This is a genomic window from Wolbachia endosymbiont (group A) of Ischnus inquisitorius, from assembly GCF_964026985.1.
Classification (GTDB): Bacteria; Pseudomonadota; Alphaproteobacteria; order Rickettsiales; family Anaplasmataceae; genus Wolbachia; species Wolbachia pipientis.
In genome coordinates, this window is record NZ_OZ034715.1 from 787,042 (window position 1) to 799,737 (window position 12,696).

8 protein-coding genes and 1 pseudogene are annotated in these 12,696 nt (G+C 36.1%); 5 read left to right on the forward strand and 4 right to left on the reverse strand.

Annotation, left to right across the window (positions count from 1 at the left end):
• Positions 1-19: 19 nt before the first annotated feature.
• Positions 20-2,749 (reverse strand): glycoside hydrolase TIM-barrel-like domain-containing protein, encoded by a 2,730-nt coding sequence (locus tag AAGD90_RS04040; RefSeq protein WP_341821687.1) that lies wholly within the window; start codon positions 2,747-2,749, stop codon positions 20-22.
• A gap of 234 nt (positions 2,750-2,983) precedes the next feature.
• Here AAGD90_RS04040 and AAGD90_RS04045 point away from each other — a divergent pair.
• A protein-coding gene (locus AAGD90_RS04045) for an IS630 family transposase (RefSeq protein WP_156518142.1) occupies positions 2,984-3,843 on the forward strand; the annotation gives its coding sequence in 2 pieces (ribosomal slippage) (positions 2,984-3,308 and positions 3,308-3,843; 861 coding nt in all).
• Between the two features lie 27 nt (positions 3,844-3,870).
• Here AAGD90_RS04045 and AAGD90_RS04050 read toward each other — a convergent pair.
• Together AAGD90_RS04050 and dcd are read right to left on the reverse strand one after the other, a co-directional pair.
• Positions 3,871-4,197, reverse strand: a pseudogene (locus AAGD90_RS04050) (hypothetical protein); the annotation flags it as partial.
• A 232-nt stretch (positions 4,198-4,429) separates the two neighbouring features.
• Positions 4,430-4,987 (reverse strand): dCTP deaminase, encoded by a 558-nt coding sequence (gene dcd / locus AAGD90_RS04055; RefSeq protein ID WP_006280485.1) that lies wholly within the window; start codon positions 4,985-4,987, stop codon positions 4,430-4,432.
• A 140-nt stretch (positions 4,988-5,127) separates the two neighbouring features.
• Between dcd and AAGD90_RS04060 the strand changes: the two genes are divergently transcribed.
• The 3 genes from AAGD90_RS04060 to AAGD90_RS04070 all read left to right on the forward strand — a co-directional run bounded on the left by AAGD90_RS04060 (position 5,128) and on the right by AAGD90_RS04070 (position 9,633).
• Positions 5,128-6,144, forward strand: a complete 1,017-nt coding sequence (locus AAGD90_RS04060) for a substrate-binding domain-containing protein (RefSeq protein ID WP_341821689.1) — start codon at positions 5,128-5,130, stop codon at positions 6,142-6,144.
• A gap of 882 nt (positions 6,145-7,026) precedes the next feature.
• Positions 7,027-7,886 (forward strand): IS630 family transposase gene (locus tag AAGD90_RS04065; RefSeq protein WP_156518142.1). Its coding sequence is split into 2 segments (ribosomal slippage): positions 7,027-7,351 and positions 7,351-7,886, totalling 861 coding nucleotides; the frame shifts between segments, so codons are not numbered across the junction.
• A gap of 286 nt (positions 7,887-8,172) precedes the next feature.
• Positions 8,173-9,633 carry a TrkH family potassium uptake protein gene (locus tag AAGD90_RS04070; RefSeq protein WP_341821691.1) on the forward strand — a complete coding sequence of 487 codons (1,461 nt, stop codon included), beginning with the start codon at positions 8,173-8,175 and terminating at the stop codon, positions 9,631-9,633.
• A 255-nt stretch (positions 9,634-9,888) separates the two neighbouring features.
• Here the strand turns inward: AAGD90_RS04070 and mgtE are convergent, their stop codons facing one another.
• Positions 9,889-11,259: a magnesium transporter gene (gene mgtE / locus AAGD90_RS04075; RefSeq protein WP_006280192.1), complete on the reverse strand. Its 1,371-nt coding sequence runs from the start codon at positions 11,257-11,259 to the stop codon at positions 9,889-9,891.
• Between the two features lie 153 nt (positions 11,260-11,412).
• Here mgtE and prfB point away from each other — a divergent pair.
• Positions 11,413-12,517, forward strand: a protein-coding gene (gene prfB, locus AAGD90_RS04080; RefSeq protein WP_341821692.1) for a peptide chain release factor 2 whose coding sequence is annotated in 2 segments (ribosomal slippage) — positions 11,413-11,487 and positions 11,489-12,517 — 1,104 coding nt in all. Because the reading frame shifts where the segments join, the coding sequence is not laid out codon by codon here.
• Positions 12,518-12,696 lie beyond the last annotated feature (179 nt).

The window sequence follows — 12,696 nt, forward strand, 5'->3', positions numbered from 1 at the left end:
GCACTTACTTTATTAAATTTCAATTACTAAATGAATTTATCACTTTCACTTCCGTATTTTCCAGCGAGTCACCGTAAGTCACTGCTTTTAGGTAAAACTTTTTTCCCCTTTCCACTTCGAAAGATATTACTGAATCATCAAGCAGAGTAAATTTTTCACCTGCGGTGTGCTGATACTCTTTGGTGCCCTCTTGCCCTCTAATTAGGTTGCTAAGCTTATATTTATTTTTATCTATAAGTTCAGCACTCTGGAATTTTATTACCTCTTTTCCGATTAATGCTGAATTTGAATCGATAATTCCTAGCAGCTTACCAAAACGTAGCACTACTATAAGCCCCTCGTCGGTAGATTCCATTACATATCCGTAAGTAGACTGCTTGTTTGTGCTTGCAATAGGCTTATAATCCTTATCGTTGTACGAAATAAAGAGTGTTGCTCCCTTCCAATTCTTTTCCTCACTAATTAAAGTAAAGCTTGCACTATTACCTTTAATATCCGGTAAATCTATCATTTCTACGATGGTTTTGCTAATGTGAGAGGGAGGGTATTCCTTCAGCATAAGTGACCTTGTTGAAGGAAAAGAAAGCTTATATATGGAGCTGTCATAACCAACACCACTTACTTGAATGGACATGCTTTCAAATTTCGTTTTTATAATTCTCACCGTATGTTTTTTCTCACTGTCTAAAATCGTTATTACATCACTTGGCACAAGCCACGCATATTTTATCGGTAGCTTGAAATTGTATATATTTCTCTCTTGCCACGAAGAATAAAGTAAAACCTCAGCGATATTTTGCGCCTCTCCCTCCTCCATAATGAGTGGTATTTCAACTGTTATAGCAGTGCCTTGCTTTGGCAACTCAGCATATTTAACATCAATTGGATAGCCAAAATTGCGGTTAAAGTAAACGATGTTAACTTTATTGTTTAAATCCAGTTGACTAATATTAACAAGTTGCATCGACTTTGAACTGTTATTGAAAACCATTTCACCAATTGGCATTACAGTTGTAACTCCCCTGCCCTTTTGGACAAATTTCAGTTTAGAGTCCTGTTCAACCACATCAAAAAAATAGCAACTTTGCAGCATTTTAATAATTGAACGTACCGATTGCTGGTCATTTATTACATATCCAGACAATAATCCTTTAACATCACTCGTATCGAACTGATCGCTTTTTAAACCTGCTTTTTGTAATAGATCCGATAAAACATCGGAAATATTAAGCTGTGAAAGCTTTCCCTGAATCCAATGTCCTGTCTGCCAATTATGGCAGTCAGTCCACATATCACACAAATTGGGGAAATAAGGAAATGGCCTTGCATCCCATGCCCAGAGAAACATTTTTTCTACCATTTCCGAGCTTTGCCACTTCTTTAGCGTTCCTTCAATTGCAATTTTTTGCGAAAGAAAGCTCACCTCTCCGTTTGAATATCGTGGATATTTGCTCTCTATGCTGCCTTTATCAACAAACACATTTGGCTCATTAGTGCAGCCGTTCATACTGGGAAATCCATACTCAGTAAACCATATTTTTTTCATTTTTGGTTGCCATTTCGTTTTACTACCACCTGGATTTATGTGAGTTTCACTCCACCATTTCTCTATATTTTTCCACGCATACCTGCTGTCGTTATACTTTACTTTTTCAGGTTCACTCTTTGAGTAATCATAGAAATAATCATACCCCACTCCACTGCTCCAACCACCCATTACATCTTCTGCAGAATAGCCAAAAGGAGGCTCTGGACCATCAGTCAGTGGAAAATAAGCATCTATGCCAACAACGTCGATGTACTCTGAAGACCACAGTTCATCCATATTATACCAACCATCATATGAATGGTATTCACTCCAATCAGCAGCGTAAGTTACCGTTACTTCTTTTCCAAGCTGAAGTTTTATTCGCTTTGCAAGCTTAACTAGCTCTATAACGGCAGGGTAATTACCTTGTTCATCTCTAATTTTGGTAAGCCGCACAAGTTCAGAACCGATGATAAACCCTTCCACTTTAGTTTGTTTGGCAATGCTTGCATAATGCTCTATAAATTTGTTATATTGATTCTCAAAAAAATCACTTATATCCCCAGGAGTCCCGCTCAATTTTCCTCGCCACTCTTTGTTCTTTGTGTCAAGCAAGGGCATTGGATAGAGCATCACCTTGTAGCCTCTGCTGTGTAGCTCTTCTATATATCTTATTAGCGCTGCATCACTAACTGTGCCACCATATCTTGGGTTTCCACTCGCATCTTTTGAAATTAGCTGAGCATTATCTCTGGTACTACTTCCTACTTGCCAATCATCAGGTAATATTGCGGAATCATCTTGAAATTCAACTGCAGGGTATATTTTACAATCTTTAATGTTCAGATCATTCACAAACCAATTGACTACTACCGATACCCACTCAACATTTGGTAAATCTCCCTTTAATTGATCCAAAGAAAGCATTGCATCGCTCTTTTTAGTGTGGTTGTTGTGATTTACCCTTTGCGCCAGCCCATATGGGATATATTGGTTGCTGCTTATTTTCTCTTGCGCGATTTTCTTCTGTATTTTTGTATCATATACAAACTCTCCTGAGCCTGGTATTATATTGATATTCCGAATATTTTCTGCTATTGAAAATCCACTGGGTTTTAATGCAGTTCGCACTTCAAATGTAAATATCGGGACGCGATTGTTATAGTCTGCTAAAGGAAAATTCTTGATAACTATGTAAGATATTCCCCTATAAGCCGGCACATTCCCCTCTCCTTCAATTGATGACATAAATGGATCAGGATTTTGGTCTTCTCTGCCGCTGTAAAAAGTATAATCTATTTCATCAAAGCTAAGTGATGTTGTATCTGCCCAGATTCTGTTTAATTTTTCTACTTTCCCCTTGCAGATCGCAATTGCAAGCGTTGCATAGTATAGCTCTTTCCACAGAAGTCCGGATATGATAAGATTAAGGATAGATGGCGATAAGGAGGTTGGATGCCGGCAGCATATAGTTATGATTTAAGAAAAAAAGCAATGGAAGCACTAGACGAAGGGGAAAGCAGAGAAGCAGTGGCAGCAAGATTTAAAATTGGACGAACTACTTTGTGGGAGTGGCAGCAAAGAAAAAAAGAAACAGGCGACTTTCAGTCAAAAAAACTCGGTAATGGAGGTTACAATCAGAAAATTATCGACTGGAATAAGTTTATCGAATTTGCTAAAAAACACGGTAGAAAAACTCTGTCGGAAATGGCTAAACTTTGGGGCAACGTTAGTATCCAAACGATCCACCGAGCTCTCAGAAAAATTGGATTTACGCGCAAAAAAAGACATATGGATACAAGGAAAGGAACGAAGAAAAACGTGCTGAATTCTTAAAAATTATAGCAACAAAAGAACCAGAAAACTTAGTGTATATAGATGAGTCTGGGATTGATAACACGGAGGACTATCCATATGGGTATTGCCAGAAAGGACAGCGATTTTATGCCCTAAAATCTGGAAAAAAAACTCAACGAATCAGCATGGTTGCAGCCTTAAGTAGAAGAAAGATAGTTGCTCCATTAACATTTGAAGGCCACTGTAATATGGATATTTTTAATGGATGGTTTGAGCAATTTTTGGCACCGATCTTAGAACCTGGACAAACTGTCATTCTTGATAATGCTACTTTTCATAAGTCTGATAAGCTTATCAAGCTCGCTAAAGGAGTCGGTGCAGAAATTTTGTATCTGCCGCCTTATTCTCCAGATTTTAACAAAATTGAGCATCATTGGTTTGCTATAAAAAACAGAGCCAGGAAAAACATTCCTCTATTCGAATCCTTTCGTCGTGCTGTTGATTCTGCCTTCCTATGACCTATTCGGACTATTATGAGAAATGCTATAATTATATGTAACGTTCATACCTCTTCCAATTTTACTTTTGGTGGTTATCGCCTCTTCTTTTATTGGCTGCGCCCAAATAATGTTCCCTGCAACACGAGCAGTGCCATAGATAATTGGAATTGTTCTGCCATAGGTTGAGGTTTGAACTTGCAGATTTTTTAGCCTCGCACCATGCGTTACTTTTTGCTCGGCATCAAGGCCAAACATCGCACCATCAAGCTGCGCACCAAGAAGAGCACCGAGCTCTGAACCGATAATCCGGCCAATTGGCCCAAAAATGCTGCCTGCTTGACCAAAAATTGATGATAAAATTATTGTAGACATGGTAATCCTCCTTTTGATAGATTTTTTTGAAATTGTTGAGAAAAGATCCAAGTGTCACGCTACTTGGATGACAAGAAAGTGGTACTGGGATGACAGATACTATGATAATAAATTCAGTAACTTACAATTAATAATTGAAGTTTTTAATTAAGAAAAGCACATGGTGTAGCTATAATTATTGTAAGCAACAATGAAAAAGTACGGAAGTGAAAAATTACCACTCTCATGGCAATCACTTCACCAGCGGCAAAGTGATACCATGCTGATTCATATATTTTCCTTTCATATCATCATATGATTTCTCGCATTCACTTTCGCCGCTTAAAAATACGAATTGGCATGCGCCTTCATTAGCGTAAATTTTCGCAGGAAGCGGAGTGGTGTTTGAGAATTCGAGTGTGACATGACCTTCCCATCCAGGTTCTAAGGGAGTAACGTTTACTATAATTCCACACCTTGCGTAAGTTGATTTACCAACACAAATGACCAGTACATTCCTTGGTATACGAAAATATTCCACTGTACTTGCAAGTACGAAACTATTTGGTGGAATTATGCATACATCTGTTTCCTTATCTATAAAACTATTCTCAGAAAAATTTTTAGGGTCCACGATAGCTGAATTAACGTTAGTAAAAATTTTAAATTTATTATCCACTCTTGCATCGTAACCATAAGATGATAGTCCGAAAGATATAACACCTTTGCTGCTTTTGTGATTCACAAAAGGCTCTATCATTCCAAAATTTTCAGCTTTTTCTCTTATCCATTTATCTGGCATAACTGCCATAATTGCCCCTTAAAGTTGTGTAATACTTACAATAATATAAAATAAAATTTAAATGTAAACTGTAGCTTTTGTCATGCAATTAAAGCTTTTCAGTTTGATTTTTGTTATAATAATTAGATTTATGTTCTTAACTAAAAATAATGCTTAGAAACTTTCTCCTGATTTTTGTATTCGTATTATTCACGCCGCTATCAAATGCTGATGCCAGGAAATACATCAGAATTGTTGGATCTTCAACTGTTTTTCCTTTTATCTCGTTTATAGCCGAAGAGTTCAACCGTGTATTCTCCTTTAAGACTCCAGTTGTGGAATCGATAGGAAGTGGATCAGGATTCAAAATGTTTTGCTCAGGAATAGGGGAAGACAATCCAGACATCACTACTTCATCTCGCCCTATGAAGGAAGTAGAAAGAGAACTATGTAAAAGGAATAAAATTAATGAAGTGATAGAAATCATCATTGGCTATGATGGAGTTGTCATTGCAAATTCAAATCAAAGCCATAGATTTGATTTCACAAAGAAGGACTTATTTGAAACTTTATCTGCATATTCTCAAGAAAATGATAAATTAGTAAAAAATAATAAGAAGTTTTGGTCTGATGTAAATCAAGCCTTACCAAAAACAGAAATTGAAATTTATGGTCCACATCAAAATACAGGCACATACGAAACTTTGGTTAATTCTATTATGCTTGATCAATATTCATGCATGAACTCGAGAATTTTCAAAGAGAATTATAAAGATCAGGAAGAAAGAAAGAAAGCATGTGGTAATATAAGGGATGACGGAAGGTATATAGAAGTTGGAATTAATGAAAACATAATAATACAAAAATTGAAAAGTAACAAGAACGCTTTAGGGATATTTAGTTTTAGCTTTTTAATGAGGAATCAAGATAAAATACAAGGGAGCACAATTGCAGGAATTGAGCCAACTTACGAAAATATATCATCGGGAAAATATATATTAGCAAGACCTCTATACCTTTATATAAAGAAAGAACACCTGGATACTGTTGATGGATTAAGAGAATTCATAAAAGAAATTATAGATTCGATCGGCATTGAAGATGGGTACCTATCTAGGCTTGGTCTAATTCCACTTTCAAGTGAAGATATAAAGAAAGCTTCAGCAAAGGTTTATGATATAACGTGACGGCAACGTTTCTTTTATATTCTTTGTTCTAGCGTAGTCAGACCCAGCGCGGCGCGCTGGGATGACAATGGATTACTGATTAAGCAGTTCTGCGTTGTTGCAACACCCAGAAACAACCGGGTTCAAACTTTTCGTATTTGGACTTTCTGATTTCTCACAAACTCCTCCAATATAAGCTAGTACAGCCAATGCTGAAACTGCTGAAACTTCTAAAACTAATTCAACTACAGGATATGCCAGCACATAGGCTGCAACAGCACCAACTGCGCACAGTCCAACAACGCCCAGAGCAATTTTCCCTTTGTGTTCACTCCAGAAGGTTGTTTCGTTCTTTTCTGGGGTTTTGTTGCCAGTAGTTGGTGTAGTAGTGTTAGTTACTATAGGAGCATTGGAATAAAGATCCTTTACCCACTTGTGATCTTCTATTTCTTGAATAACTTGTGCAAGAGCAGAATATTCTGTGTTATAGCTCTTTTTACAATAATCCGAACAGACCGTAATATGCTACTGGCCTGCTATAGCCATAAACACATATCTTATCGCATTCGGACTATTATAAGAAAGGCTATATTAGGGTCAATTTTTTGTTGAAAGGGTTTAAGACCACCTATTGTATCTACAAAATATGGTTGACCTTCAAAAGAATTTACTACCTTGTAATCACACAAAAAATCACGAGTTTCTTTATCAGCTTTCTGCCAAATTAGTTCAATGATCCCTACTTTAGTGTTAACGCTAGTTTTAGTACAGCCAATAACATCATTTAAATGGTACCTTTGTCACTAGTCAAAGTCCCCTCGTGGCTCAAAACTGCTTGTATAGCTCTTTCCACAGAAGTCCGGATATGATAAGATTAAGGATAGATGGCGATAAGGAGGTTGGATGCCGGCAGCATATAGTTATGATTTAAGAAAAAAAGCAATGGAAGCACTAGACGAAGGGGAAAGCAGAGAAGCAGTGGCAGCAAGATTTAAAATTGGACGAACTACTTTGTGGGAGTGGCAGCAAAGAAAAAAAGAAACAGGCGACTTTCAGTCAAAAAAACTCGGTAATGGAGGTTACAATCAGAAAATTATCGACTGGAATAAGTTTATCGAATTTGCTAAAAAACACGGTAGAAAAACTCTGTCGGAAATGGCTAAACTTTGGGGCAACGTTAGTATCCAAACGATCCACCGAGCTCTCAGAAAAATTGGATTTACGCGCAAAAAAAGACATATGGATACAAGGAAAGGAACGAAGAAAAACGTGCTGAATTCTTAAAAATTATAGCAACAAAAGAACCAGAAAACTTAGTGTATATAGATGAGTCTGGGATTGATAACACGGAGGACTATCCATATGGGTATTGCCAGAAAGGACAGCGATTTTATGCCCTAAAATCTGGAAAAAAAACTCAACGAATCAGCATGGTTGCAGCCTTAAGTAGAAGAAAGATAGTTGCTCCATTAACATTTGAAGGCCACTGTAATATGGATATTTTTAATGGATGGTTTGAGCAATTTTTGGCACCGATCTTAGAACCTGGACAAACTGTCATTCTTGATAATGCTACTTTTCATAAGTCTGATAAGCTTATCAAGCTCGCTAAAGGAGTCGGTGCAGAAATTTTGTATCTGCCGCCTTATTCTCCAGATTTTAACAAAATTGAGCATCATTGGTTTGCTATAAAAAACAGAGCCAGGAAAAACATTCCTCTATTCGAATCCTTTCGTCGTGCTGTTGATTCTGCCTTCCTATGACCTATTCGGACTATTATGAGAAATGCTATATATCATCATGTTTATTATTGTCGAGTACGTTCTGGACTTCTTGAAAATTGCCATTCCAGACTGCCTGTCTTAATGAATCTAGAATTTCTTCTTGTGCATTAGTTAATTCAACCATATCTTACCTCTAATAAAAATTTAATTATCACACATATTTACAAGTAAATCAAGCATACTGTTAATAACTGTTAATAAAGGCCAACAAAATGCTTGACGTTAGAGTAGCTTTTATGGCTTTGTATAGCGAGGAAGTAATTCTATGAAAAATCATCAACGTTTACAAAATTTGCGTTCAATTGTATTTATTGTGGGAATATTCCTATTGCTGTTTAGCTTAGCAATGCTTATTCCTGCTATTACCAATAAGTATCTCAGCTACGAATGGAAAAATTTCCTCGCTGGATTCATAATTACCTGCACATCTGGCGCAATTTTTATTTTACTCGGTAAATTAAGTAGATTGCATGGAATGCCAGCAATTTTTGCGATTACTAGTTGCACCTGGATTGCCTTGTCTCTGTTTGCAGCTATTCCTTTCTATTTTGATAATCTGAGCTATGTTGATGCATTGTTTGAAACGATATCTGGCATCACAACCACAGGAGCAACTATATTTAATGATATTGAAAAACAATCTCCAGGAATACTGCTATGGAGAGCAATGCTACATGGCATGGGGGGTTTTGGTGTAATCACTTTAGGAATTGCAGTTTTTCCTATGTTTAAGGTTCTCAGCCTAAATAATTTACTTTATTCTGAGTATTCAGATGCTACCAAAAGGAAGTTGCCGAATACGCGAAGCGTAGTGATTCATGTTACGGCAATATATTATGGCTTAATTTTGTTATGTATATTTTCCTATTATCTAGCTGGTATGCCACTATTTGATGCAATATGTCACGGAATGTCTGCTGTATCAACTGGTGGATTTGCTAACTATAATGATTCTATAGGGCACTATAATAATCCCATACTAGAAGCCATAACGATCGTTTTTATGATTTTGGGTTCTCTGCCTTTTCTTAGCTATTTAAAAATCATAAGACGGTTAGACATTTGCTATGATGAGCAGGTCTCTTACTTTTTTAAGATAGCTATTGTTTCATCTTTATTTGCTTGTTTTTGGTTGTATAAAAATGTTGATTTAGGAGTGTCATTATCATTTAGATGCAGCACATTTACCATCACTTCCTTGATTACGTCAACTGGTTATGCAATCTGTAATCATATAGATTGGAGTTTCATTTCAGTCTTAGCTTTTTTTCTCACCTTTGTTGGTGGATGTAGTGGTTCTTCAAGTGGTGGTGTCAAAATCTTCCGCTTGATTGTTCTTTTAAGGTCTATAAGAAATTACTTTTACCTTTTATTAAACCCTGATGCAGACAATGGAGTAAAATTCAATGGAAAAACCCTGGAGAATGATGAAGTTTACTCTGTCTTTATATTTTTTGCAATTTTCATGTTAACGTTTACCATTTCATCAATAGTGATGTCTTACTTAAGCAATGCAGACTTTATAACTAGCGTCAGTTCAGTCTCTGCAACGCTTACAAACTCTGGTCCAGGGTTCAGCAACTTAATAGGTCCTTCAGGTAACTATTCTTCTTTCAGTAATGAAGTAAAATTATTTCTATCGTTTTTAATGCTGCTTGGCAGACTTGAAATATTGCCAATCTATTTTTGTATAGGTAATTTATTCTTATTTAATAGAGAGAAATAGTTGGTGAAACTTGATATTATAGCTAAACTGACTTACGACAATTTGAAAAACCGTCATTCCGCTACTCGTTAGCGATATCTATACCGCGAATAAATCCACAGATGTACGAACATTGTGATTTGGGCACACCAGGAAGAATGTCATCCAAGTAGCCCCTTTCTCGTCATCCCGCTACTTGTTAGCGGGATCTATGCTAAGAGATACCGCGAATGAATCGCGGCATGACGGTTCGCGGCGGTATAGCTATAGATAGTATTAGCTATTTAATAAAAAGATCGTAGCTAAACCAAGAAATATAAAAGCTGAGAGAATATCAGTTGTTGCCGATGTTAGGATTGAAGAAGAAACGGCAGGGTCAGACTTTAAGCGATGAAGCATTATAGGAATGAAAGTTCCGATGAACGTTGCAATAATTGACATCATAATCATGGAGACCACAAAAATCATCTCCACTTTGAAGTTGTGAAACCTTATTGCTAACACTACTAATGAAATAGTAGATAAGATCACCCCGTTTATAAGACCTATTAAAAATTCTTTCATCAGTATTCTTTTTGCATTTTGCTCAGTTAGATATTTTGTTGCGATTGCCCGGATGGTTAGCGTTACTGTTTGGGATCCTGCATTTCCGCTCATTGATGCAATTATCGGCATGATTATTGGCAGCACTATAAAACTTTTTATTACATCATCGAAAAAGCCAACTACTATGGAACACATTGTTGCAGCTAAGAGGTTAAACAGTAACCAAGGTAGCCTTTTAATTATAGTTTTATGTATAGGGGCATTTATATCGGCTTTAGAAGATACACCGCTTATTTTGAGTACATCCTCTTCTGTTTCTTGTTGAACAACTTTTATCACATCTTCAATTAAGATCACACCAATAATTTTACCATTCTTATTTACTACCGGAGCCGATAATAGAGAGTAATCTTTAAATATTCTTGCTACTTCCTCTTGGTCTATTCCAGTTTTAATGATTTTTATGTCATGATCCATTATCTCTTTTATTATTGTGTCTCCTGAGTGAGATATTACCTTATTTAAATTAACACTGCCTATAGGCTCTAATTTTGAGTTGATAATGAATATCTGGTGAAATTTTTCTGGTATTTTTTTATAGTTGCACACAAATTCTGTCAGTTGATTTATTGTCCAATAATATGGAGCTATAACCATATCTTTATGTATTAACCTTCCTGCACTTTCTTCCGGATATGATAGCAACTCCTCTACCGATTTCTGAGTTTTGCTGGGCAAATAGTAAAGTATATTTTCTACAGACTTTCTATCTAAATCTTTCACTATGGTTACTATATCTTCTACATCAAGGAGCATTAGTAACTTTGCTGTATTTTCTATTCCCAATGTTTCTATGATCTCTATTTGTAAATCTGGCACTACATGCACTAGGGCATCACTTAACAAATGTTGATCGAGGATATTAACTAATTTCTCCCTGTGATCACTGATCGAAGTAGATAAAAAATAAGCTAACTGAACACTGTCTATCGTTTTTACAATATTACGAACATTCTCTAGCTCCTCGTTATCAAGTGACTCTATTAAGTCATCAATAGCCTTTTTGTCTAAACCATAATGGGAACTTATTTCAATATTCATTACTTTACCTTGTTTTTTAATAAATATACGCGCTTGATTTCCTTAAACATTAAAGTATAATGAAATTATTTAAATTAACTATCATATGGTTAAATTTCTATTTTGTTTACTGTTATTGTTATTGATAGTAAATATATTAAAATCTAAAGTATAATGAAAACTTATCCAGAAATTCTTGAACACTTTCAAAGCTTAAATAAAAGTATTTCTCTTATCAGGAGGTGTCTTTGACATAGAAAAATTAAAGTTGCGTCTTGAAGAGCTTGACTCCCAAGCGTCGAATGATGACCTATGGCGAGATAACCAAAAAGCACAAGAAGTTTTAAAAGAACGTTCTAAAATTAAGAATGACGTAGAGTCGTTTTTAAAGCTGGAAAGCGATTACAACGATGCCATCAGCTTAATGAAGTCTGCTATTGATGAAAATGATGAAGAATTTTTCTCTGAAGTTGAAAATGAATTAGCTAAGCTAGAGAAATTAATCAAGTATAAAGAAACAGAGTCCTTATTTACTGGTGAAGCAGATAATAATAACTGCTTTTTAGAAATCCACTCAGGAGCTGGCGGAACCGAGAGCAATGATTGGGCTGAAATGCTGATGCGCATGTATATAAGGTGGGCAGAAATTTATCACAACTTTAAAGTTGAAGTTGTAGAAAAATTAGAAGGAGAGTCAGTTGGTATAAAGTCTGCAATGATAAAAATCGTTGGAGAAAAAGCTTATGGGTGGGCAAAAAGTGAAAGTGGAATTCACAGGCTGGTTAGAATATCGCCATTTGATGCAAATGGTAAACGTCATACCAGTTTTGCAAGTGTAGGAGTAACTCCAGTGATAGAAGATTCAATTGATATTGCTGTGGATGAAAAGGATCTAAAGATCGACACCTATCGTGCTTCCGGAGCAGGCGGTCAGCATGTGAACAAGACTGAAAGTGCGGTACGCATTACGCATATTCCAACTGGTGTTGTAGTTCAATGCCAAAATGGTCGTTCTCAACACAGAAATAAAGATGAGGCGTTAAAATTACTTAAAGGACGTTTATACCAAATTGAACTGGAAAAAAAAGAACAGAAAATGGCTGAAGAATATGGTAAAAAATGCGATATAGGCTGGGGCAATCAGATCAGATCGTACGTTATGCATCCATATCAAATGGTGAAGGATTTAAGAACCGGACATGAAGTGGGCAATATAAATTCTGTTTTTGATGGTAATATAGATTGTTTCATAGTTAGTGTGCTCACTAAGCAAAATTAGGTAGGGTTGACTTTCTTGCCATAATATATGATAATTAAAATATTGTTAAAGTAGGAGTAAAGTTATGGCGATTAAATATGATCAGTGGAAAAGTGACCTTACCCAGAAAAAGTGGAGAGAAAGTGTGGAATGTTTTTTACAAAAAGAATGATGCATCAAATTGTTCTGGAATGCAATAG